This window comes from Tautonia plasticadhaerens, from assembly GCF_007752535.1.
Classification (GTDB): Bacteria; Planctomycetota; Planctomycetia; order Isosphaerales; family Isosphaeraceae; genus Tautonia; species Tautonia plasticadhaerens.
In genome coordinates, this window is record NZ_CP036426.1 from 3,025,682 (window position 1) to 3,050,611 (window position 24,930).

Annotated in this window: 12 protein-coding genes; 1 reads left to right on the top strand and 11 read right to left on the bottom strand. The window is 72.6% G+C overall.

Features of this window, described 5'->3' with window-relative positions:
- Window positions 1-79 precede the first annotated feature (79 nt).
- Window positions 80-1,378 (top strand): hypothetical protein, encoded by a 1,299-nt coding sequence (locus tag ElP_RS11805; RefSeq protein ID WP_231749678.1) that lies wholly within the window; start codon window positions 80-82, stop codon window positions 1,376-1,378.
- A gap of 23 nt (window positions 1,379-1,401) precedes the next feature.
- On the opposite strand, the gene ElP_RS11810 is transcribed toward ElP_RS11805, so the two are convergent.
- The 11 genes from ElP_RS11810 to ElP_RS11860 all read right to left on the bottom strand — a co-directional run bounded on the left by ElP_RS11810 (window position 1,402) and on the right by ElP_RS11860 (window position 24,779).
- Window positions 1,402-2,517, bottom strand: a complete 1,116-nt coding sequence (locus tag ElP_RS11810; RefSeq protein WP_145269487.1) for an aromatic ring-hydroxylating oxygenase subunit alpha — start codon at window positions 2,515-2,517, stop codon at window positions 1,402-1,404.
- A 6-nt stretch (window positions 2,518-2,523) separates the two neighbouring features.
- Window positions 2,524-5,016 (bottom strand): zinc-dependent metalloprotease, encoded by a 2,493-nt coding sequence (locus ElP_RS11815; RefSeq protein ID WP_145269489.1) that lies wholly within the window; start codon window positions 5,014-5,016, stop codon window positions 2,524-2,526.
- Window positions 5,013-6,881 carry an exo-alpha-sialidase gene (locus ElP_RS11820; RefSeq protein WP_145269491.1) on the bottom strand — a complete coding sequence of 623 codons (1,869 nt, stop codon included), beginning with the start codon at window positions 6,879-6,881 and terminating at the stop codon, window positions 5,013-5,015. The genes ElP_RS11815 and ElP_RS11820 overlap by 4 nt, the downstream gene beginning before the upstream one ends.
- A gap of 166 nt (window positions 6,882-7,047) precedes the next feature.
- Window positions 7,048-8,721 (bottom strand): amidohydrolase family protein, encoded by a 1,674-nt coding sequence (locus ElP_RS11825; protein WP_145269492.1) that lies wholly within the window; start codon window positions 8,719-8,721, stop codon window positions 7,048-7,050.
- On the bottom strand, window positions 8,708-10,009 hold the full coding sequence (locus ElP_RS11830; protein WP_145269495.1) for an amidohydrolase family protein: 1,302 nt from the start codon (window positions 10,007-10,009) through the stop codon (window positions 8,708-8,710). Before ElP_RS11830 ends, ElP_RS11825 begins: the two co-directional genes overlap by 14 nt.
- Before the next feature lie 52 nt (window positions 10,010-10,061).
- Complete coding sequence (locus ElP_RS11835) at window positions 10,062-11,327, bottom strand: amidohydrolase family protein (RefSeq protein ID WP_145269496.1); 1,266 nt, start codon at window positions 11,325-11,327, stop codon at window positions 10,062-10,064.
- Complete coding sequence (locus tag ElP_RS11840) at window positions 11,324-14,119, bottom strand: amidohydrolase family protein (protein ID WP_145269498.1); 2,796 nt, start codon at window positions 14,117-14,119, stop codon at window positions 11,324-11,326. Before ElP_RS11840 ends, ElP_RS11835 begins: the two co-directional genes overlap by 4 nt.
- Window positions 14,120-14,284: 165 nt before the next feature.
- Window positions 14,285-15,670: an amidohydrolase family protein gene (locus ElP_RS11845; RefSeq protein WP_145269500.1), complete on the bottom strand. Its 1,386-nt coding sequence runs from the start codon at window positions 15,668-15,670 to the stop codon at window positions 14,285-14,287.
- Window positions 15,671-15,677: 7 nt separating this feature from the next.
- Window positions 15,678-16,937, bottom strand: a complete 1,260-nt coding sequence (locus tag ElP_RS11850) for an amidohydrolase family protein (RefSeq protein ID WP_145269502.1) — start codon at window positions 16,935-16,937, stop codon at window positions 15,678-15,680.
- A gap of 70 nt (window positions 16,938-17,007) precedes the next feature.
- A complete protein-coding gene (locus ElP_RS11855) occupies window positions 17,008-19,704 on the bottom strand; it encodes an amidohydrolase family protein (RefSeq protein ID WP_145269504.1) in 2,697 nt (898 codons plus the stop codon).
- Window positions 19,705-19,943: 239 nt separating this feature from the next.
- Window positions 19,944-24,779, bottom strand: coding sequence for a DUF3320 domain-containing protein (locus ElP_RS11860; RefSeq protein WP_145269506.1), 4,836 nt, complete (start codon window positions 24,777-24,779; stop codon window positions 19,944-19,946).
- Between the last annotated feature and the right edge of the window lie 151 nt (window positions 24,780-24,930).

Here is a 24,930-nt window from a genome sequence, read left to right on the forward strand (position 1 = left end):
AGGACGCCGTTAGGCTGGCAATCGAATCGGATCGGGCCGCCTCGACGGGCCAGGATCGCGACGCGAGAGGGAATCAGCCGTGCAGACCGACATCCGCCTCGGGACCTTCGACCTCGACGCCTCCCCCCCGATGGGCCACCCGCTCTGCGGGGGCTGGATCACGCCGGTGGTCGGGCAGGACGACCCGCTCCGGCTGCGGGGGATCGTGTTGCTGGGGGCCGACGACCCGATCGTGATCGCCTCGCTCGACTGGACCGGCGTGCTGAACGAGTCGCACCGCCTCTGGACCGAGCGGCTGGCCGAGGCGGCCGGGACCTCCCCCGACCGCGTCGCCCTGCACTGCGTCCACCAGCACAACGCCCCGTTCGTCGACCTCGTCGGCAATCGCCTGCTCCGGGAATCGGGGGCGGACCCGCTGCTCTTCGACGAGCGGTTCGTCGAGGGGCTGATGGCTCGGTCGGCGACGGCCGTGGCGGAGGCGGTGAGGTCGGCCGACCGGGTAGACCTGCTGGGGGTGGGCTCGGCCGAGGTGGACCGGGTCGCCTGCAACCGCCGGGTGATCGGGCCCGACGGCAAGATCAAGTTCACCCGGACCAGCGCCACCCGGGATCCCGAGGCCCGGGCCGAGCCGGTCGGGACGATCGACCCGACCCTGCGGTCGATCTCCTTCTTCCGGGCCGGCCTCCCCGTCGCCCGGCTGTACTACTACACGACCCACCCGATGAGCTACTACGGCGACGGCCGGGTCTCCGCCGACTTCGTCGGCCTCGCCCGGGCCCGCCGCGACGCCGACGAGGCCGGGACGCTGCACCTGTACTTCACAGGCTGCGCGGGGAACGTGACCGCCGGGAAGTTCAACGACGGGTCCCCCGAGAACCGGGTCGTGCTGACCGACCGCGTCTACGAGGCGATGGCCGCCGCCGACGCCTCGGCCGAGGACCACCCGCTCGACCTCCTCTCCTGGACCACCCTGCCGATCCGGTTCGACCCGAGGGAGGACCTGGACCTGGACCGCCTGCTCGCCGTCGTGAAGGACCCGGACGCCCCGACCGTCGATCGCAACCGGAGCGCGATGACCTGCTCCTGGCTGATGCGACTGCAGGCCGGGCGGCCGATCCTGCTGGGCAAGCTCGACACGAACGCGTCGAGCGTGATCCACCTGCCGGCCGAGACGTTCGTCGAGTATCAGCTCTTCGCCAAATCGCTCTCCGGGGAGTTCCCGCTCGCGGTCGCCGCCTACGGCGACGGCGGCCCGTGGTACATCCCGCTGGAACGATCCTACGGCGAGGGGGGCTATGAGCCCTCCGTCTCCTGGGTCAGCACGATGAGCGAGCCGATGTACAAATCGAAGCTCGAAGAATTGATCCTCCGATCTTGACCCGATTTGTCACGCCCGGGCGGTCATCCTGGCGGTCGGGCCTGGCCGAGTTCCCGGAGGATCAGCGCGTCGAAGTCGTGCAGCATCGACTCCCGGGCCGAGTACGGCCCCGGCCGGTAGGCCCGTGAGGCGATGCCGAGCTGCGAAAGCTCGCTGACGTGCCAGTCCTGCCGGTTCGTCAGGTCCCAGAAGGAGACGGCGTCGGAGGGGTCGAACCCCGGCTGGCCGAGGGCGTCGGGGTGGAAATGCCACCGGCAGACGACCTCGGTCCGGTCGACGGCCCGGGGCCAGACCAGGTGGGTCATCATGTAGTCGGGGTGCAGGCTCAGGAGCAGGTTCGGCAGCACGGCATAGTACTGGACCGTCCTCCGCTGCTCGGGTCCGAGGCCGGGGAGCGGGGGGCGTCGGGAGGTGCCGTCGGCGGTCATCGAGGCGATGCCGTCGCGGAGCCGCATCGCCCCGCCGAGGTGCCCGGGGGCGGCCGGCTCGTTCTCGCCGCTGAGGAAGTGCGAGAGTCGGTTCAGGGCCGGGTGGATGACCGGGCAGTGGAGGCATTCGGAATAGTTCTGGATGATCAGCTTCCAGTTCGCCGCCACGTCGTAGGCGATCCGTTCGGAGGATCGCAGATCGGCCATCCCCCAGGAGCGGAAGCGATCGGGGAGGTCGCCGAGCTGGGCCGAGAGGGGCGCCGGATCGCCCGACAGGTTGATGAAGACGTGTCCGTCCCACTCCGAGACGACCACCCGGGCCAGCGGCCAGTCTTCCTGGCGGAAGCCGGGGACGGCGTCCATGTGCGGGGCGCCTACGAGACGTCCGGACAGGTCATAGGTCCAGGCGTGATAGGGGCAGCGGATCGAGCCTCCGGTGTTGCCGGACGGATCGGCGCAGAGCCGGGTGCCGCGGTGTCGGCAGACGTTGAAGAACGCCCGGATCGATTCGTCCTCGGCCCGGACGACGATTAGATTCTCGACGCCCACGTCCCGGGTCACGAAGTCTCCCCGGGCCGGGAGGTCGTCGACCCGGCCGACGCAGACCCACTTCCGCATGAAGAAATGCTCGACCTCGACCCGGAACTGGTCGGGGTCGACGTAGAATCCGGCCGGGAGGGTCAGGGCGGGGGTCGGGTCGACTGCGGCCATGGCCGATCAGCTCCCCCCGCCGCCGATGGGGTCTCCGGCCGGGGTCGGGGGGGGATCGGGCCGGGAGCGCTCGGGCATGGGCCGGTCGAGGAAGCGCTCGATGTCGTCCCGGATCGCCCGGCGGTGGGGCGCGTCGGGGAAGGGGATGTTGATCCGGGCCAGGAGCGAGCGGAGGGCCTCCGTGGCCGTCGCCCGGACCTCCGGGGCGGCCTGATCGTCCCCGGCCAGTCCGATGAGCCGGGTCACGACCAGCGACTGGACCGCCCGCTGGACGGCCGCCTGACGCCCGTCCCCGGGCTTCGGACGATGCCAGGTCCGGTCCACCAACGCATCGACGACTTCGGTGAAGCCGGGGTTGGCGTCATCCCGGGCGTGGTAGTCGGCGAGCCGGGCGGCCCGGTCGCGCTGGAGCAGCCCGGAGACGGCGAGGTCGGCGGCGACCGTGGCCGCGGCGATCGGGTCGAAGGTGGGGCCGGTGTGGCCGGTGAAGGACTCGGCGGTGCCGCCACCGAAGCCGAAGGGACGGGGCGGGATCAGGTCGAGGATCCGATCGGGCAGGGCCAGGGCGGCCGGCTCGACCGCCGACAGGACGGCGTCGAGCGCCTCGCGCTGGCGATCGGCCGGGACGACCTCGATGACCGGCTCGGGAGAAACGCCGTCGCCCGACTTCACCGCGTAGGTATACGAGGCGCCGCCGACGCTCTTGACGGCGGCCTGGAGCTGGTAGCGGTGGTGCAGGTAGAGGGGCAGGAGCTTCGCCTCCAGCATCCCGAGCGGGGTGTCGGCGTCGAGATTGGCGAGGCCGAAGCGATCGAGGGCGATTCGGCGGACCTCAAGCTCCTGGCGGAGCATGGCGACGGGGTCGTCGCCGTTGTCCCAGAGGTTCGCCAGCGGGTGGGCGGCGCCGGCGGGCCGGGCGTCGGCGTCGGCGAGGAACAGCAAGCCGGCGTCGAGGCCGTCCCGGATGATCCGAGCCAGCTCGGCATCCTCGTCGGCCTCGGGGGGGAACTGGGAATAGGCGTAGCGGATGGCGAATTTGTCGTAGTCGCCGATGCCGGCGTCGTAGGCGTCGGACAGGTCGATCTCGCCGCCTTCGGTCACCTTGACCAGGGGCGCGGGGTAGTCCATCACGGAGGCCCGGCCGTAGGAGCTGGCGGCGAAGTTGTGGGAGAGGCCGAGGGTGTGGCCGACCTCGTGGGCCGAGAGCTGTCGGATCCGGGCCAGCGACATGGCCTCGGCGTCGACGGACGGGTCGAGGCCATCCAGGTACTCGACCGGCGGGGACATCGCGCATTCGCAGCCCGTCGCCGCGTCCTCTTTGGCGGCGACGGGCACCAGGCCGGTGCCGATGAGGTAGTCCTGGCGGACCCGGAGCGATCCGAGGGTGACGTGCCCCTTGAGGATCTCCCCGGTGCGGGGGTCGATGACGGAGGAGCCGTAGGACCAGCCCCGGGTGGAGCGGTGGACCCAGTTGATGACGTTGTAGCGAACGTCCATCGGGTCGGCGTCTTCGGGGAGGATCTCGACGCGGAAGGCGTCGTCGAAGCCGGCGGCCTCGAACGCCTCAGCCCACCAGGAGGCGCCCTCGACGAGGGCCGATCGGATGGGCTCCGGTGCGCCGGGGTCGACGTAATAGACGATCGGCTCGACGGGTGCGGAGCGATCGGCCTCGGGGTCCTGCTTCTCCAGGCGGTGCCGGGAGATCCAGCGGGTCTCGATCGGCTCGGTGATCGGCTTCGCATAATCATGGAATTCGACGCCGAAGACGCCGACGCGGGGGTCGAGCCGCCGGGGGGCGTAGGAGCCCTCGCCTCCGAGGGGGGGCAGCTCGATGAAGGAGAGCCGCTGGCGGACGGTGACGGCCTCGGGCGAGGGGGTGGTCTGGCGGACGAGGCGTCCGGGCTCGCCGTCGGTGGCGAAGGTGAGGATGGCCTCGATCTCGGTGTTGGCGGGGAATCCCTTCGTGCGGGGGAGGTGGAGGGCGCTGCGGTCGTCGTCAAGCCGGTAGCTGCCCTGGTCCGACCGGCGGAGGGCGGCGGAGATGCCGTGCGCATCCCGGAGGGCGAAGGGGGTGAGGTCGACGAGGACGCGGCCCTCCTCGACCGCCTCGGCCGTGAAGCCCCAGTGGACGGAGGTGGCGAATGAGTCCTCGACGGCCCGGCGCTCGGCCTCCCTGCCGGTGATGGCGCGGTATCGGGTGTTCCGTTCGACGAGGAGGACCTTGGGGCCGACCCGGTGGAAGACGACGACCCGGGAGTCGCCAAGCTGTCCTCGGTCCAGGCCAATCGGATTCGAGCCGACGCCGGAGGAGAGGGCAACCTGGTAGAGGATCTCCTCGTCGAAGCGCGCGATCTCGGCGAGGAGCTTGCCCTCGGCGTCGTCCCAGTAGAGCGGGAGGAAGCCGTCAATCTTCTCCAGGCCGTCGGTCGCCTCGGCGATCGTCGGCGGGGCGTCTTCCGCGAGGGGGAGGGCGAGGAGGACGAGCAGTGGGGCGATCATGGACGTAGGCCCGTTGGTGTTGATGGGATCGCGCCTCGATCGTCGAGGAGGCCCGCCCGGTGGTTGCCGACGGCCTCGGAGGTCCGCAGGGGGCGGTCGTAGATGCGGACGGAGCGGAGATCGCCGTAGAGGCGGGAGGCAAGCCGGGCCCGGTCCCGGCCGTTGACGTCTCCCAGCTCGGTGAGGAAGCGGGTCCAGCCGTGCTGGCGGAGGGCGCCGCCGTCGTTGAGGACGCCGTCGACGACGACGCTGAGGATCCGGGGGCCGGCGTCGACGATGACGGTGATGTGCTGCCAGTCGCCCACCCTGAGGGTGCCGGGACCGGTGCCGGGGTCGCTGTCCCAGGTGGCCTCGGTGGTACCGTCACCGAGGGAGATGCCGAGGGTCGATCGGGTGGTCGTGACCAGGCGGATGCCGCGTCCGGACTCGTCCCGGGTGTCGAGCAGGGTCTGGCCTCCGGTCAGCTCCCGGAAGCGGGCCTGGAGCTCGATGGCGAAGCCGCCGCGATCTTGCAGGTCGGGGAGCGAGGGCATCTCGACCTCGCTGCCTGGCTCGATCGGGTCTCCGACGTGCTCGAGGGCAAGGCCGTCGTGCTCGACCTCCCGGCGGTCGAGCTGGCCCCAGAGGTCGTCGAGGAGGCCGGGGTCGATCTCGTGGACGCGGGCGGTCTCCTTCTGGGTCTCGGTGACGTAGTAGCGGCCGCCGTCCTCGACGAAGTCGGGGTAGCTGATCCGGACGTCGGGGTCCTCGTCGTAGAGGAGGATCTCGGGCTCGGACCAGTGGATGAGGCCGTCTCGCTCGACGCCGCCGAGGACCCAGGCGGGGTTGCGGCCCTCGTAATAGTTCCAGCCCTCGCGGTGGACGGGCTCACCGCCGTGGAAGTGGAACCAGTAGAGATACTTGCCGTTGTCGAACTTCCTGACGAAATTGGCGGCCCGGGGGTGCTTCACCCGACGGCCGTCGGGCCCGTAGGTCATGTAGGCCGTTGGGGTCCAGGTCCTGCCGCCGTCCCGACTGTAGGCCTGGCAGGGGTAGCCGTCGATGGTCCGGTAGGTGGCGAAGAGGGAGCCGTCGGAGAGGGAGACGAGGTTGGCCTCGTCGGAGACGGGCCCCTTGGGGGCGCGGAGGCCCTCGTCCCCCTCGGGGAGCAGCTCCCAGCGGATCGCCGAGGGGTCGGGCTCGGCGAGGATGTTGTCGCTGTGCATGAACACGCCCTGGGACTCGACCATGGCGCCGGGGGTGCCCCACTTGCCGACCTTGGCGAAGCCGAGATAGGCGTCGTCGCCGACGCTGATGGGCTTGCCGACGCCCCAGAAGAACAGGACCTCGCCGCCGGTGGTGTTGCCGCGGTCGATCCCCATCCGGCGCATCGGGATCTCGAACCGGTCGTCCGACCAGGTCCGGCCGCCGTCGTCGGAATACTTGAAGGCATAGGCACCCAGCGTGTCGACCCGTCGGCCGACGGGGTCGGAGTTCGAGGGGACTTCGCGAATATTTTTGGAATTATAAGTATAGAACGCGTAGATGCGACCGCCGGGCACCTTCAGGGGCATCACCCAGGACGCCTCGGGGCCGTCGGAGGGCTCGATGGGGATGTGGTCGGACCAGGTGCGGCCCCGGTCGGCGCTGATCGTGGCGACGATGTGCTGGCCGGCCTGGCCCTCGTGGCCGGTGCCGGTGGTCATGGTGCAGAGCCAGTGGCCCTGGTCGGTGACGACGACGTAGGGCTGGTCGCAGTAGCCCTCGTCGGGGATCGTCCAACCGTTGCGGATGTCCCTCGGGTCGTCGGCTGCCGAGGCGAGGGAGGGGGCGATCAGCAGTGCCAGCAGCGCCGGGATGAGGGGGAGACGAGGGCGACGGGGCATGGGACTTCCTCGGCAATCGATCGGGTCTCGGCGATCGTTCCGAGGGTATCGGGCCGCCCGCGACGCCGCAAGCCGCGGGGCGAGAAACGGGACCGGCCGCCCGCCCCGAGCGATTCGCGGGGCGGGCGGCCGGTCGTGGGTCGGCGGGGATGGGATCGGGCCGCGATCAGCGGGCGTCTCGGTCGAAGACCGGGAAGACGCGGTCCTCGGCGCGTCGGTAGCGGACCTTGCCGCCGACGATGGCTGTCTCGACGTAGGTCCGGTAGTCGAGCGGGGCGCCGTCGAGGATGAGCAGGTCGGCATCCTTGCCCTGCTCGATGCTGCCGATCCGGTCGTCGAGGCCGAGGATCCGGGCCGGGACGATGGTCAGGGCGGCCAGCGCGGTGGCCTCGTCGGCCCCCCCCCGGATGGCGAAGGCGGCCTCCAGCGGCAGGCTCGTCAGGTCGCGGCCGGCCAGGCCGTTGAGGCTGACGGAGCTACCCAGGGGGGTGATCGCGAAGGGGATGGCGGCCTTCTGGAGGATGCCGGGCGTCTCGATGGAGGTGCCGGTGGTGTCCTCCCGGCCGGGGTCGGGGCCGCGGCGGTCCCGGGGGGTGATGATGACGGGCACGCCGGCCTTGCCGAGGTCCTCGGCGACGACCCAGGACTCGGCGGCCCCGTCGAGGACGAGGTCGTAGTCCAGTTCGCGGGCCAGGGCGAGCATGTCGCGGATCTCCTCGGCCGAGTCGGCCCGGACCCGGAGCGGGATCTCCTTCTTGACGAGCTTGATGAGCCCGTCGTCGACCGGGTTTCGGGGCTCCTTGAGGTCCTTCTTGCCGGCTTTCTTGTCGGCCTCGTACTCCTCCAACTCCTCCAGGTACGCGCGGGCCTTCTTGATGTTCTCCCGCCAGGAGAAGACGTTGAACGGGCCGGTGAGGGCGGAGGGGGAGAGGCTGTAGAAGGGGTCTTCGGCGGCGAGCATGCCGTCGAGGTCGCCGTAGGTCAGGCGGAGCACGGCGTAGCTGTCAGGCCGGGGCCTGGCGGGGGAAGGGGGGGCGAGCGGCTCGGGGAGGGTCTCCATGACGGTGGCCGAGCAGTGCGCGCAGGTGCCGGCGCGGTCCTGGTCGCTGAAGAAGCGGCCGTCGAACGGGGAGACCATGCCGGGGCCCTCGCCTCCGGCGAAGAGGCCGAGGGCGGGGTCGGCGTGGCCGTGGCCGTCGCCATGCCCCCGGGCGTGGGAGATCAGGTGGTGGAAGGTCGCGTCGTCGAGCTCGCCTTCGGCGTGCAGGCCGATCAGGTCGTCGATGGTCAGCTCGACGGGGGCCCGGTCGGGCGAGCCGGGGCCGGGCTCGAAGAAGAAGCGGGAGCGGGACGAGCCGCCCACCTGCACGGCCCCGGCCGTGATGCCGGAACCGAGGCAGAACTTCATATTCCGATCGAAGGGGTCGAGCGCGTCGGCCACCTTGTTGCTGTCGCCGCCCCCCCGGCCGCTGGCGGCCGGGCCGACGCCGACGCCGTCCATGTCGACGGCGACGAATCCGGGGGTGATCACCCTGCCGCCGGCGTCGATCACCTCGGCCCCCTCGGGCACGTCGACCGACTGGCCGACGGCGAGGATCTTGCCGTCCTGGACGAGGATCGTCCCCCGGCGGATCGTCCCCCGGGTGACCGTCTCGATGTCGCCGCCGACGATCGCCAGGATGGGGCCGGGCTTCTCCTTCTCCTGCTCGGCATCCTTCGCGTCCTCGGCCGGCTTCGACGAGGACGGCTCGGGCGTCTCGTCCTGGGCGAATGCCAGTCCGGGGGCGGTCGAGACGAGGCAGAGGAAGGCCAGGGCTCGGATGAAGTCAGTCGGTCTCATAAACGGTCCTCCCTGCGATGATGACGGTGCGGAGGCGGCTATAGGGGTCGAACGGGTCGCCGTCGAAGACGAGGAGCGAGGCGGCCTTGCCCTCCTCCAGCCGGCCGAGCGCGTCGCCCTGGCCGATCAGGTCGGCGGGCCGGGCGGTCAGCGCCTCCAGGGCGACCTCCCGGGGCAGGCCGGTGGCGATGAGGTAGCCGACGTCGAACAGGGGAGTGTCCTGCGCCGAGAGCAGTCCGAAGCGGTTGCCGCCCTGGCTGAACGCAAGATCCAGGCCGGCCTCGTGGGCGATGCGGGGCAGATTGATCCGGTCCCGGTTGTCGGGCATCGTGTCGATCGTCGGCCGGAGCAGGAGGGTGACCCCTCCCCGACCCGAGAGGCGATCGAGCGTCCGGTAGACGTCGGAGCCGGAGGCGATCAGGGCGACTTCTACGTCCTCGAAGTCCTCGATCGCGTCGAGCAGGTAGAGGATGGCGGCGGCGTTGCCGGCGTCGGCGAGCAGCGGGGCCTTGCCCTCGGCCACGGCCTTCCAGAGGTCCCGTGAGGAGTCGGCCGAGGACGACCCGGGAGAGGGCGGGCCCCCGGGGCGGCCCGACGCGCCGTCGCCGCCCGACCTCCCCCGGCCCGTCGGGCCGTCGGGACGCCCTCGCCCGCCGCCGGGGGCGTCCGGCTTGGTGGCTTCGAGGCCCTTGCGGACGACGTCGAGGCTGGCGGTGCTGTTGGAGACGGAGACATACAAGCGCCCGTCCCGCTCGACGAGCATGCCGTCGGGGTCGTCCGGGGTGATCCGGACGACGGCCGTCTGGCCGTAGTCGGGGGGGACGAGGTCGAGGTGCGTGAGGCCGGAGCGGAGCAGGGCGTCGAAGTCGGCGCGGAAGGGATCGAAGGAGTCGGCCACCCGGGTGAAGATGGGGGATCTCGTGGGGCTGGAGCCGCCGAGGGTGATGACCCGGCCGCCGATGATGATGGTGCGGGTCCCCGAGGACGAGGACTCGCCCGGCACCTGGAACGGGTAGGCCGGCTCGACCACGCCGGGCATGATCGTCATGCCGGAGGCGTCCTCGACCCGGGCATCCTCGGGGATCTCGACCTCGTCGATCGGGCCGACTCGCTCGATCTTGCCGTCCCGGAGCACGATCACGCCCGTCTCGATCCGGCCGGCCTCGCCGACGGTCTCGATCGTCGCCCCCTTCAGCGCGAGCGGCCGGTCCTGGCCCCGGGCCCCGGGGGCCGGGGCGGCCAGGGCGAGCGTCGCGGCCAGGAGCGGGAGGAGGCGGGTGGGTGTCACGGGTCGGGGCTCCGGGGGGGATGGCGGACGGCCGGTGACCGTGGACCGGGGTTCAGAAGCGGCGGCGATCCTTCTCGATGTCGTAGGCGACCTTGCCGTCGATGATCACCTGGGTGACGTAGTTGCGCGGGTCGATGATCGAGCCGGTGCAGATGACGAGGTCGGCGTCCTTGCCGGGCTCGATCGAGCCGACGCGGTTCTCGATCATCAGGGCCCTGGCCGGCTCGATGGTGATCCCCCGGATGGCCTCCTCCTCGTCCCAGCCGTAGCGGACGGCCATGGCGGCCTGGAAGAACAGCTCCTCCTGGGGGATGACGGGGGAGTCGGTGTTCACCCCCAGCCACTCGATGCCCCGGTCGTCGTACTCGGCGACGATACCGTGGATCTGGCCGTCGTCCGGGTCGTATCGGAACCCCCGGGGGCCGGCGATCACGGGGATGCCACGCTTGTTGATCTCCTCGGAGATCAGGTAGCCCTCGAACGTGCCGTGGCCGATCACGAACCGCAGGTTCATCGCGTCGTTGAGCATCTCCAGGGTGGCCTGGATGCCCTGATAGCCCTGGGTGTGCACGAGGACCGGGATCTCCCGGCGGAAGAGCGGCTTGAAGTATTCCAGGCGGAGGTCGGTCTCGGGCCGCTCGGAAGTCTCGCCGGACTCGTACTTGTCCCAGGCCTCGACGTACGTGCGGCCTTCTTCGAGTTGGTCCCGGATGATCCAGTTCATCCCCATCCGGCCGGAGCCGAGGGTGCCGTCGCGGCGCTCGGGGTTGCCCCACTGGGCGATCTTCAGGACGCCGGGGAAGCGCACGAGCACGTCGTCGAGCGTGCCGGGGCCGGTCTTGAGGATGGCGCCGAAGCCCCCCATGTTCGTGCCGCTGCCGGGGATGTAGCAGACGGTCGTCACCCCGCCGGCCACGGCCACCTGGAGGGCCTCGTTGTGGGGGATCACCTGGTCGAGCACCCGGAGGTCGGGGTTGGTCTGGTAGACCATCTCGTTCAGGTCTCCCGAGCCGCCGATGTGGCAATGCACCTCGACGAGGCCGGGCATGAGGAACTTATCGCCGCAGTCGATGACCTGGTACCCCTCGGGTATCTCGATCTCGGCCCGGGGGCCGACGGCCTCGATCTTGCCGTCCTTGACGAGCACGATGCCGTCGACGATCGGGTCGCCGGCGCAGGTGATCACCTTCCCGGCGAGGACGGCGAGGCGGCCGGTCTCCGAACCCTCGGCGGGCCGGGCGTCGTCTTGCGCCGGGGAGGACGGGGCGGAGAGCAGCACCAGGAGGGCGGCGGTCGGGGCGATCCAGGTCGGCGTCATCGGCGGTCGTCCTCCTGATCGAGATAGGCCCAGGTTCCGTCGATCATCACGGCGAGCACCCGGCTGGAGGGCCGGAAGGGGGGGCCGCTCCAGACGACGAGGTCGGCGTCCTTGCCGGGGGCGAGGATGCCGATCCGGTCGTCCAGGCCCAGGAATCCCGCCGGGCTCGAGGAGAGGGCGGCCAGGGCATCTCCGGTGCCCAGGCCGAGCCGGACGGCGTATCGGACGGCCCGGGGCAGGGTGCCCGACCCGGTGCCGGCCTGCGACTGGAAGCCGAAGGAGATCCCCCGGGTGGCGAGCACCTGGGCGAGGTTGACCGTCTCCCGGTCGACCTCGCGGACGAGGTCGGGGCCGACGACGACGGCCAGATCCTTCTCGGCGAGCAGGTCGAGATCCCGGAAGGCGTCGGCGGCGCCGAGGAGGACGGTGTCCAGCTCGTGTTCGTCCCGGAACAGTTCGACGGCCGCCCGGATCTCGTCGAGGCGGGAGACCTCGACGAGGGCGGGGATGTCGCCGCCGAAGAGGGCCCGGTAGGGCTCCAGCGAATCGACCTTGTTCGGCTCCTTGGGAGGCTTGGGCTCCTCGGGGAGCGTCTCCTCGTCGGATTCGGATTCGGCCTCGGTCTTCTCGTCGTCGTCCCCGGGATCGTCGCCCTCCTGCGTCTCTTCCTCGTCGGACTCCTCCTCATCCTGACCCTGCTCACCCCCACCTTCGGGCCGGGGGGGCTGGTCTCCGGTGGGTTCGTCCTTCGATTCGTCGGAGTCGCCTCCGGACTCCTTCTTGGCCGCCTCGGCCTTCTTCTCGGCCTCCTCGGCCGTTCGCTTGGCCGCCTCGGCCTTCTTCTCGGCTTCGAGGCGGGCCTTGGCCTCCTCATATTCTTTCTTTTTCGCCTCGTACGCTTCAAGGTCTGTCTTGTATTTTTCCCAGGATTTCGCGTAATCGCCGGCGCGTCGGAGGGTGGAGCGGAGGCCGGAGACGGCGGTCGTGAGGTTGCCGCCGAGCTGGAAGCGGATGGCGGCGGGATCTCGCAGGACGGTCGGCTCGTCGCCGAGCTTGAAGGCGACCACCGGGGAGGGGGAGGAGGACTCGCGGGGGCCGGTGAGTACCGTGGTGATGCCGCCCCTTCGGGCGACGGCCACGGCGGGGTCGCCGGAGACGAGCCGCTCGCCGAGCTTGGTCTCCAGCGAGACGTTCGTCCGGGACGGGCCGCCGAAGTCCCGGTCCTCCTCGTCGTCCTCGATGATGATCGGGAAGGGGCCGAGCACGATCGTCGAGGAGGTCGCGGAGGGCGGGCGGCTTGAGAGCGGGCCGCCGAGGCCGAGGTCGGCGGCCAGGTCGAGCAGGCCGGGGGTGACGACGGCATCCTCGAAGACGAAGACCTCGGCGTCGATCGGCGCGGAGGCATCGGGGCCGACCCCCCGGATCATGCCGCCCTGGACGACGATCGTGGGGGCCTCGACCGTCGAGCCGTCGCCGAGCTGGGCGGAGCCGGCCCGGATGACGGTAGCCTTCGACTCCGGGTCGGCCGACCAGGAGCGTCGGCCGGAGACGTAGACCTCCCGGACCCGGGAGTGGAGGTCGAAGGGGTCTCCCGAGAGGACGACGAAGTCGGCGTCCTTGCCGGGGGAGAGGGTGCCGACGCGGTCTCCCACGCCGAGCAACTCGGCGGGGGAGGCGGTGACCATCCGGAGGACCTGGGACTCGGAGAGGTCCCCGGCGGTGAACTGGCCGGCGAGGAAGAGCAGGTCGCCGAGGTCGGCGTCGGTCGCAGGGACGATGGCCACGGGGATCCCCGCGTCGACCAGGGAGGCGGCGTCCTCCCAGGGCTCGGTCGGCTCGGGGTCGCCGGGGGAGGGGACCGGCAGTTCGGTCACCTCGCCGGGCCGGAACCGGGCGTCGAGCACGACGCCGTCGACGAGGCCGGCCCAGGAGTCGAGCCGGCCGAGGAACGGGGACAGGTCGAGCGGGTTGACGAGAAGGAGCCTCAGGTCGAATTCCCGGGCCAGCGCGAGGGCGGCCCGGATCTCGGAGGCGCCCGGGGCGGTGACCCGGAGTCGGCCGGTGTCGTCCAGGGCGGCGGCGAGGGGGCCGAGCAGCGGGTCGGTCCCCCCGGCCGGGTCGTCGGCCCGGGCGGCCCCGATGAGCGACCGGAGCCCGGCGACGGCCCCGGCGAGGCTGGAGGCGAGCTGCGGCTGGGTCGGGTCGATGGGCCGGTCCCGAGAGGCGAGCCGGGGGGGAGGCTCGTAGATCCGGGGAGGGTTGAGCGCCTCGGGGGAGAGCAGGATCCGGAGGTCCCCCTCGGGGTCAAGCGTCCGGTCGGCCGGGTCCGGCCCGTCGAGCTTGACGACGGCCCCCCGGCCGGGCATCAGCCGGCTGCGGCCGGGGCTGAGCTGCACGCTGGTCACGCCCCCGGAGAGCGGTCCGTCGAACTCGGCGAAGGGGTCGAAGCCGTCGATGGCGCGGACTTCGGGGGTCAGCGCCCGCTCGTCGTCCTCCCGGACGGCCCCCAGGCCGGTCTCGGCCGCGACGAGGCCGGGGATCAGGACCGCCGAGCTGCCGAGGTCGACCTCCCGGGCCGTCTCCGGCACCTCCACCTCGGCCTGATCGCCGACGGCGACGACCCGGCCGTCGGCGACGACGAGCACCGCGTCCTCGATCGGCGGGCCGTCTCCGGTCCAGAGCCGGCTCGCCCGGTAGGCGACCGCCTCCTCGGGGGGGGCGGCCGTCGCCGGGGGGACCAGGGCCGCGACGACGATGAGCAGGAGGAGGGGGAACGGGGCGGGGCGGGACATGGGCAATCTCATGCTCATGGTGCGGTGGCCCGGGGCGGTGGGTGATCGATCGCGGAGGGCGGGAGGCGGCTGCCGGACGCGGCCGGGCCGGGGCCTCGACGCCCGAGGGTCGTCCGATCCGGGTTCGACGCGCCCTCGGCCCGGCCAACCGTCGTCATCGGCCAATCAATCCTCGCCGGCGTCGTCCCCGATCGGCCGGAGCAGCTCCTTGAGCCGGGAATCCTCGTCTCGTCGGTAGACGACCCGGCCGTCGACGATGGTGGTGTCGACCCAGGTGCCGAGCTTCAGGGGCTCGCCGGTGAGGATGACAATGTCGGCGTCCTTCCCCTCCTCGATCGAGCCGACGAACGCGTCGATGCCGAGCATCCGGGCCGGGCGGAGGGTGAGGGCCTCCAGGGCCTCCTCCGGGGGCATGCCGTACTTCACGGCGGTGGCGGCCTGGTACCAGAGGTAGCTCGGGCCGAGGCTGGTGGCCGAGAACGAGGAGACGCCGGAGGCCTGGAAGGTGATCGGCACGCCGGCCTCCCGGTAGATGCGGGGCAGGACGATCCGCTCGTCCTCGTCGGTCCGGGGGTCGGTCTCCCAGAAGACGAGGTCGGGGTCGAGGACCACCGGCTCGTCCCGGCCGGCGACCAGGTCGACGGCCTTGTAGCAGTCCCGGCCGAGGATGAGCGTGGCGTCGAGTTTGTACTCGTCGATGAGTCGGAGCGCCTGGGGCACGTCCATCGCCTGCTCGCAGTAGACGAAGGCGGGCAGCTCCCCCTTGAGCAGCCGGACGAGGGCCTCGCGCTGGGCGTCGGGCTCGGTGTCCTCGGCCGAAGGGTCGGGTGAGTCCCCCTCGTCGTCCTGCTCCTCGTCCTCCTCCTGGGGGGCATTGGCGTCTCCCTCGTCATCGCCTCCCTCCTCCTCGTCCTGCTCTTCGTCGGCCTCGGCCCTGGCGGCCTCGGCCTTCTTCTCCTCGAGGGACTTCATGTAGCGGAGGGTCTCGTCCAGCTCCCTCCGGAGCCGGGCGAGATGGCCCATCCGGCTGGAGGAGCCGGAGGGGCGGAGGGAGATCTTCAGGGCGGCGTCCCGGCGGAGAACCATGTCCTCGGCGAAGGTGCCGGAGGTCTTCACCACGGCCGACTTGCCGCCGAACATGGTGCTGTTGCCGGGGATGGCGTGCGCGGTGGTCACGCCGTTGCGGCGGGCCTCCTCGAAGTAGGTCGCGTTCGGGTCGATCGCGTCGACCACGCTGACGAACGGCACGTTCGGGTTCACCTCGTTGGCCTGCACCAGCGGCTCGGGGCTGTGCGGCTCGACGAACCCGGGCAGCACGACCTTGCCGGTCGCGTCGATCACCCGGGCCTCGATCGGGATGTCCAGGTCCTCGCCGACGGCCTGGATCGTGCCGTCCCGCACCAGGATCACGCCCCCCTCGATCGGCTCGCCGACGACCGGGATGATCCGGCCCCCCTTGATCGCGAGCTGGTCCTGCGCCGATGCGGCCGGGGCCGCGAGGGCGAGGGCGAGTACGGCCGCGAGTCGCGTCACGTGATGATTCGTCGCCATGTCGGGCTCAATCCTCCTGCGGCTGCGACGGGTCGGGGCGGGGGAATCGGATGGTGCCGTCGACCATCACCCAGCGCACGGCGGTGGTGAATTCGAGCGGGTCGCCGTCGAGCGCGACAAGGTCGGCGTCCTTGCCGGCGGCGATGCCGCCGAGCCGGTCGTCGACGCCGAGCACCCGGCTCGGCTCGATCGTGATCGCCCGCAGGGCGGCCTCCCGGGGCAGCCCGAACCGCGCGGCGAACCGGGCCTGCTCCAGCAGGTCGCCGCCGGAGAGGGCGACGGGCACGCCGGCCTCGTGCAGGATCCCGGCGACGTTCCAGGCCAGCTCCGTGCGCTCCGGGCCGTAGGGCCCGTTGACCCGGAGGGCCCCGAGCACGACCGGCACCCGGGCCGAGGCGAGCACGTCGGCCACCTTGTACGCCTCGTGCCCGCCGAGGATCGTCGGCGCGTAGCCGAACTCTCCGGCCAGGCGGAGGACGGTGAGGATGTCGTAATCGGTCCGGCTGATCGCCAGCACCGGCCGGCCGCCGGCCATCGCCTCCCGGAGGGGCTCGTAGGGGTCGCCGTCGGAGGGGAGGGTGACGTCGGGGTCGGGGTCGACTCCCCGGGCGGCCCGGGCGAAGGACTCCCGGAGCAGGCCGACCACGCCCATGCGGTTGGTCGGCTGCCGGACGTAGATCGAGTCGGGCCGGGTCCGGGACCGGTTCCGGGAGGCCGGGTCGGAGCAGACGGAGATGACCAGGCCCGCATCCGGCTCAACCACCCGGGGCTCCCCGGGGGGCCCGGCGGTCTTGACCACCGCGGCCAGGCCGGGGACGACGTTGTCGCTCGACGGGATGATCCCCCCGGCGGTCGAGCCGCCGGCGAGGGCCTCGGTGAAGGCCCGGGAGGACCAGTCGATCGCCGGCAGCGGGCTGAACCGGGGCGTGACCTCCCGGGTGACCTCGGCCGACGGCCCCGACACTCCGTTGGGCAGGTCGACGTCGACGAGGCCGGGGATCAGGGTGGCGTCCGCCCCCAGGTCGATGACCGTCGCCCCCTCGGGGGGGTCGATCGAGGCGGCCACCTCGGCGATCTTGCCCCCGGAAATCAGCACCGCCCCCGGCGAGAGCGGGCCGGCCTCGACCGTCTCCACCGTCCCGGCCCGGACCAGCACGTCCCCCTCCTCGGCGGCCGCCCTCGGGTTGGGGGCCAGGGCCAGGGCCAGGACGAGGGCCAGGGCGATCGGCGAGGCGGGACATCGGCCTTCGGTGCGTCGAGGTCTCATGGTGCGGCTCTCGGGTTCGACCGATTCCTGTACGGGGGCGGGCGATCGTCGGTTCGGGGTCGGCTCCGGCTCAGGGGAGGAGTTCCCCGTCGACGACGACGGCCAGCGGCCGGCACGAGAGGTCGAGCGGAGAGCCGTCCCAGACGACGAGGTCGGCCGGGGCCCCGGGCCGCCAGGGGCCGGTCGGCGCGTCGGCATCGTCGTTCGGGCCGATCGCGTTGAGCCCGACGGCCAGGGCGTCGAGCGCCGACCCCCGGGGCAGGCCGGCGGCGACGGCCGAGGCCGCCAGCAGCCGGAGCGGCTCGGCGTCGTCGGCGGCGAACAGGACGCGGGCCCCGGCCTCGGCCGCCGAGACGACGGCGGCCATGCGACGGGTCGCCTCGGGCCCCGGCCCCATCGGTCGGAGGACCAGCGCCAGCCCCGAGCCCTCGGCCAGCCGGGCTACCCGATCGGGGAAGTCCTCGATCGCCCCGGGGCCGACGAGGACGGGGCAGATCTCCAACTCCTCGGCCAGGTCCAGCGCCGCCTCGACCTCCGCCGGCCGGTCGACCTCGAAGAAGGCGACGCACTCCCCGCCCCGGAGCCGGTCGGCCCGACCCCGGCGGACGGCGTCGAGGCGTTCGATCGCCGGATCGGAGAGGTAGTAGCCGGGCTGGCGGCGGGCGCTCGGGTCCTCGCCCCCCTCCAGGCCGAGGAACTCCCGGAGCAGGGCCACCTGGCCCGGCAGGCTGGCCGGGTAGCGGTCCTCGTTGCGGGCCGAGGCCGACAGCACGAGGTCCATGCCGAGCACCGGGTCGATCACGGGGTCGGCGGCCGGGCCCAGCCGGACGGCCCCCACCGCGCCGGCGACCACGTTGACCGCCGCCGGGGCGAAGCCAATGCGGAGCACGCCGCCCCGGGCCAGCTCCCGGACGGTCCGGCCGGTCGGGTCGAAGGCGTCGACCGCCCGGAGGAACCCGGCGTCGGCCCCGGCCACCTCGGCCGCGGCCCGGCCCTGGCCGAACGTGCCGAAGGCCGAGGTCAGGCCGGGGGTGACGACCGCGTCCCCCACGTCATACGCCGGGATCTCGTCGTCCTCCTCGACCGATTCCCCGGCGGCGACGATCGTCCCGTCGGCCACCGAGACCGCCCCGGGGGCGATCGAGCCGCCCGGGCCGAGCAGGCGACGGGTCCGGATCACGAACCGGCGGGGGAGCCGATCGGGCAGCTCGGCGTCGACGACCGCCACGGACTCCTCGGCGACCGGATCCACCTCGGGATTCCGGTAGACGACCTCGCCGCCGGAGACGACCAGCGCGATGGGGGAGGCCGGGTCGATCGGGTCCCCGGCGAAGGCGACGAGGTCGGCCCGGAGGCCCTCGGCGATCGAGCCGAGCTCGTCTTCGAGGCCGAGCACCTCGGCGGCCCCGGCGGTCAGGGCTCGGAGCACCCGGTCCCGGGGGACGCCCCGAGCGACGGCCGCCGCGTGGACCCGGAGCAGGGCGGAGTCGGCCGGCCGTTCGCCGTACGAGCCGATCGCCCATCGGCTGTCCTCGGCGAGCAGCCCGGCCGGCCAGTCCCGGGCGCGGTCCCGGCGGTAGACGGGCGTATCCCCCAGTTCGAGGACCGGGCCGAGCACCATCGGCGTCCGGCGGTTGACCAGCTCCTCCCGGGCCGAGCCCGGGTCGCTGAGCCCCTCGACGATGAGCGTCAGCCCCTCGAACTCCTCGACCAGGGCGAAGGCGTTGCGAAGGTCGTCCTCGCGGTGGGCTTCGATCCGGAGGGGCACGGTGCCGTCGAGCAGGCCGACGAGGAATTCCTTCGTCTCGTCCCGTTCGGGCTCCTTCGGAGGTTCAGAGGGCGCTTTGCCGCCCTCGTCCTTCTTCGCGGCGGCCTCGTCCCCGGACGGCTCGTCGTCCTCCTCGGGATCCTCCTCCTCCTCCTCGTCCTGGAGGGGGGAACCGCGCGAGGTGGAACCGGGCTCGGAAACCCCGTCGTCCTCACCCTCGCCGTCGCCCTCGACGGGGTCGTCTTCCTTGCCGTCGTCTTCGCCTTCCTCGCCGTCGCCTTTCTTCGCGTCGGCCTCGCCGTCCGTCTCCTCGGCCTCCTTAGCCTCCTTGGCCTGGGCCTCGTCGTACTTCTTCTTCGCCTGCTCGTACTTCTCCCAGTCCTCCTTGTACTTCTTCACGCTGTCGAGGGCCCGCTTGAGCTGCTCGAACTGCTGATAGCGGAGGACGGAGTTGGCCGAGGCATTGTTGACGCCGAGGGCGGCCTGGACGAAGGCATCGGCCCGGATCGTCAGGTCCTCCACCGTCCCCCCCGGGCCGACCCGGAGCACGGCCCCCCGGCCGCCGAAGAGGCCGGAATTGCCCGGCTGCACGGCGACGGCCGTCACGCCGGATCGGGCCACGTCGAGCCAGTCCTCGGCGTAGGGATCCACGCCGTCGAGGATGTCGAGCGAGCCGTCGTCGCCCCCGTCCCGGCGCGATTCGGGGGGCAGCCAGAGGACGCCCCTCGCGTCGATCAGGCCGGGCGTGACGACCAGGCCGGAGAGGTCAACCCGATCGGCCCCCTCCGGGATCTCGACGTCGGGACCGACCGCCTCGATCCGGCCGTCCCGGACCAGGATGGTCCCCTCGATTTCCCCGGAATCGGCCTGGGTGAGGATCCTCCCCCCCACCAGCGCCAGGACCCCGGGTTGATCGGCCTCATCCGAGATCGCTCCCCGGGGGAGGGAGAGGAGCATGGGGAGGAGGAGACACGCGAACGTCCGGCGCAAATTCGGCATCGGCATCGTCTTTCGGTCGGCGCAACGATGTCGGGAGGGCGGGGCGTCGGGGCGGAGAGGAGGGGTCGACGGCACCAGCCTTCATTCGTTCTTCTATCATAGCGAGCAAAACAGGCAGGATGGGAGGTTTTTCCCGAAGTTTTCGCCACAGGGGTCGAGGGGGGAACCGGCCGACCTCGTCCCTCCCCGAGTGTCATCGCGGGCCGCGTGGGGCCCGGCCACCTGGCACAATCATCCGATCATCGACGATCGGCGTCCCCCTGCGACCCCGAGTCGGCATCCGGCTCGGGCCGGGGGCCCGAGACCGAGAGCCGATGGCCCTGCCGCTCCAGGCGGCCGGAGGCGATCAGGGCGTCGACGACGGCCGAGACGCGGTCTCGGGCCTCGTCGGTCGTCCGGGGGAACCCGAGCAGGCGGCAGACGGCGGGGGGGAGGTCCTCGGGGGCGATCCGGAAGGCGTCGGCCACGATCCGCTCGACGGCGGCGGAGAGCTCCTCGGCGCAGACGTATTCGAGCCTCCTGGAGGAGGAGGGGAGGGCGGATCGGTCCCGGGGCTCGGGCCGTCCCAGGTCGCCCGGCCAGAGGAAGGCGCCCTGGCGTCGGATCGGGCCGTTGTCCCGGAACGGGGAGGAGGCGGCGCGCTCGATCGCCTCCTTCGGCTTGCCGGCCAGCCGCCTCAGGCCGATCGCGTCGGCCAGCCGACGCACCACCTCCGCCTCGTGCACCGGGCCCTCGACCCGGACGACCTCGCCCACCCACTCGGCGAGCCGGTCGGGGGCCAGGGCGGCCGGGTCGGACTCGTCGGGCCCGATCTCCAGCCTCGCCATCGTGTAGGGCGGCAGGGCGGACAGCTCCGGCCCGGCCTCCTCGGCCCGAACCTCCCGGGAGATCGACGCCGGGAGGGGGGCCGAGGGCACGTCGACCGGCCCGTCGTCGTCCCGATCGACCATGAGCACGAGTTCATCGCACTTCCCGCCGGGGTCGTGCCACCAGTCGGGCGACCAGGCGTGCGCCAGCCGCCAGCCGAGGCCACGGAGAACGCCCGGCCGGATCCGGTCGCGGTCCCGGGCCGACCGGGGGGCGTCGTACGAGGGGCCGTCGCAGAGCACCCCCAGCCGGTAGCGGCCGGGACGGTCCGGGTCGACCACCGCCAGATCCACCCGGGATTCCTCCGACCCCAGCCCCCGGACCACCTCGAACCCCTCCGCCCGGAGCGTCCGGGCCACCTCCTCCTCGAAGCCCGAGCCGACCCCGGGGGAGGCCCCGGGGCGGCCCTCGTCGCCGTCCAGCTCGCCCAGTTCGGCGAACCGGAGGAACGTCCGGAGGGCCCGGACCCCCCGGGCGGCCGACCGGCCCGATTCGAGATCCGAGCCGCGCAGGTTCGTGAACACCTCGCAGCGCAAGCGGGCCCGGGTGATCAGCACGTTGAGCCGACGCTCGCCCCCCTCGCCGTTGAGCGGGCCGAAGTTCATCGACACCCGGCCCCCGGCGTCCCGGCCGTAGCCGACGCTGATGAAGATGGCGTCGCGCTCGTCCCCCTGCACGCTCTCCAGGTTCTTGACGAAGAAGGGCTCGGGCCCCTCCTCGGCGAAGTACGGCTCGCACGACGGGTCATCGCGCCGGAGCCGCTCCAGGCGTCGGCCGATGGCCTCGGCCTGGGCGGCGCTGAAGGCGGCCACGCCGAGGGTGAGACGGCGATCGGCCGGCTTCTCGAGCTGGTCGCGGGCGAACGCCATCGCCGCCTCGGCCACCGCCTGCGCCTCGTCCGGGTTCGTCCGGGATTTGCCCCGGTCGTAGGCCGTCTCCGGCAGGCACCGGAGGACCAGGCCGCGCTCCGACCGGTCGCGCTCCGGGCCGGGGAAGACGACGAGCCGGCCGTCGTAGAACTCCCGGTTCGAGACGGCGATCAGCGATTCGTGACGGCTCCGGTAGTGCCATCGGAGCATCCGGCGGGGCGCCCCCTGGGCCAGGAACAGGCCGAGGATGCTCTCCAGGGCATCCGACGCGAGCGAGCCCCCGTCGTCCTCCTCGTCGACATGCTCGTCCCCGGCGGTCAGGCGGTCGAAGAAGGTGGTGGGGGGGAGCTGGCGATCGTCCCCGACGACGATCGCCTGCCGGCCCCGGAGCAGTGCGCCCAGGGCGTCGACCGGCCGCACCTGGCTCGCCTCGTCGAAGACGACCAGGTCGAAGGCGAGCTGCCCCGGCTCCAGGTAGGCGGCCACCGAGAGCGGGCTCATCAGGAAGACCGGCTTGACCGCCTGCACCGCCCGGCCCGCCTGGGCGAACAGGACGCGGAGCGGCAGGTGCCTCGTCTTCTTCTCCAGCTCCCGGCGGAGCACGGCGAGGTCCCCGGCGAGTGCCTGGTGCCTCGGCAGCCTCGACCAGTGCTCGCCCGCCGCCCAGGCCCGGTTGTGGCCCAGCACGGCCACGTCCAGCGCCCCGAACCGCTCGGCCATCGCCTCGTGGTCGCCCCCCGAGAAGGAGCCGAGCGCCGGCCGCTCCCGGGCGGCCCGGTCGAGCAGGGCCTCGGCCCATCGGGCCCGGAAGGCGGTCGAGAGCAGCCGGGGGGCCTCGGGCCAGCTCCGGGCCGCCTCGACCACCGCCCCCATGCCCGCCTCCCGGCAGCTCGACGCCCGCTGATTGACCAGGGCGACGGCGTGCAGCTCCTCCGCCCGGTCGCCGGTCGCGTCGATCCGACCCTGCAACGCGTCGAAGGGGAGCGCCGACCAGTCCGAGGACGGGCTCGCGGCGGGACGGTTTCCCGGCTCTCCCTCCGGCCGGATCTCGCCGCCGGAGGGGGGCAACCCGGCGAAGTCGGCCAGCGCCCGGAGGGCGGCCCGATGGGCCTCGATCGCCCCTCGGAGGCGGTCGGCCAGCGGGAGGGACCGGCGGATCACGTCGTCGTCGTCGAGCGACTCGATCGCCCCGACCGGCAATCGGCCGGATCGGACGTCGTCCCGGACCCGCCGGGCGAACCGGGCGACCTCGGCCAGCTCGGCGAAGTCGGACTCCTCCTTCCGCCAGCGGCTCCCGAACAGTCGGGCCGCCGTGCAGGAGTGCTCGACGATCGCCGCCCGATGCCGCCGGGCCTCCATCACCGCGTCGATCAGCGCGAGCCGGTCGATTGGCGCCTTCGGCGGCTCGACCCGGCAGAGCGTCCCCAGGCGGAAGACCGCCCGGCGGTGCCGGGCCGAGGCCCATCGCGACCACCACCGGCGGCCGACCGTGTTGAAGGCCTCCCTCGTGTCGACGAGGTCCCGATCCCACGCCTCCGGCAGCAACACCGGGTCATACGAGGCGTGGAGCGAGGCGAACGCCGAGCCGGCGGCGAGCAGGTCGTCCAGGTCGCGCCCCCGGTCGTCCCAGGCCGGGTCGTCGAGCGGCAGGTCGACCGGGATCCCCCCGCCGGGCAGGGGCCGGACGGCTTCCGCCATCGCCTCGGCGCCGGCGAGGTCGATCGGGGCCGGGACGCCCAGCGATTCGGCCAGGGCGGCGGCGGCCGACCGGAGGTCCTCGGTTGCCCGGCGGGCGGCCCCGGCCCGACGAGAAAGCTCGGAGCGGTCGGAAGGGGTCCAGAGCGATCGGGACGACCGGAGCATCGGGTGGTCGGGCGGCAGGCGCAGGTCGGCCAGCCGGGCCCGGAGCTGCTCGACCATCAGCTCTCGCTCCCGGAACTCCGGCGCCGACCAGTCGGCCATGCCCGGCACGTCGATCGGCGGCGGCACGGCCTCCCCCAGCGCGTCCCGCTCCCGGAGGAGGATGCCCGCCGCCTCGTGGGGGCTGACGCCGCTGGATCCGACCGGCGTGTTGACCGCCCCGGCGAACGTGTTCAACCGGCCCCGGAGGTCTCCCAGGACCTTCGCGTCGTCCTCGGCGGCCCCCGTCCGGGGGCGGCCGAGCTGGAGCGTCCGGCGCAGCTCGTCGAGCACGTCCCGCTTGCGGGTCCGGTTGCTGTGCAGCTCCAGGCAGGCGGCGCCCAGGCCGACGGCGTCGAGCCTCCGGTGCACCACCTCCAGGGCCGCCGCCTTCTCGGCCACGAAGAGCACCGACCGGCCCCGGCCGACGGCCTCGGCGATGAGGTTGGCGATCGTCTGGCTCTTGCCCGTCCCCGGAGGCCCCTGGATGACCAGCGTCCTGCCCTTCGAGGCGTCGACGAGCGCGAGCATCTGCGAGCCGTCGGCGTCGAGCACCGGACGCACGTCGAGCGGGCCGAGCCTGGCGTCGAGGTGCTCCTCGTCGCCGATCGTCGGCTCTCCCTCGTCTAGCCCCTCGCCGAGCAGGCCGGAGAGGACCGGGTGCGACGACGGCCCGGAGCCCTCGGGCCATCGGGTCGCGTCGAGGTCCCGGTACATCAGCAACCGGCTGAACGAGAAGAAGCCCAGCGCCGCCGCCTCTCGGTCGACCTTCCAGCCCTTCTCCCCCGACACGGCGGCGTCGACCGCGTCGAAGTAGGAGACCGGGTCGAGGTCGTCGGCCCCGGGGATTTCGGGCAGCTCGATGCCGAAGCCGGCCCGGAGGCGCTCGGCCAGCGAGAGGTTCGTGCCGAAGTCCTCGCCCGTATACCGGGCCCGGAAGCGGTCCCGGGCGTTCGACCTCCCCAGGGCCACCGGCAGCAGGATGAGCGGGGCGAGGACGCTCCGGCCGTTGCGCTCCTCCGACCACCGGAGCATCCCCAGCGCCAGGAACAGCGTGTTGACGCCCAGCTCCTCGACCGAGCCCCTCGCCGCCGCGTCGATGGCGAGCAGGCGGTCCTGGAGCTGGTCGGCGGGCACGTCGGTCTGGAGGTTCAAGTCGGTCGGGTCGGCCGGGGGGAGTTCGAGCCCGCCGTTGGGCGGCTCGCCGTGCGACGACTCACCCTCGTCCTCCGGCCCGGGGCGGTCGGGGGCGGGGTCGAACGCCATCCGCTTCCCCTCCCGGACGAGGATGCGGACGACCTCCGCCGGCGACTCGCCGACGATCGTCAGGCCCCGACGCCTCGGGCGATAGTTCAACAGCGGGTTGCGCAGGCTCAAGTCGAGCAGGGCGAGGCGGTCGGCGTCGAGCCGGTCGGCGATCACGGCGGGGGAGACGGGCATCGTTCGGTCGCTCTCGGTCGGGTTCGTTCGGGCCGCCGGATTGATGGGGCTCGATCGTCGAAGCGGGCCGGCCAGGTCAGGGGCCGGCCCTCGCGAGGAGGTCGCCGACGACGAGGAAGCTCCCCGAGGGGAGGGGCACCATCACGGCAAG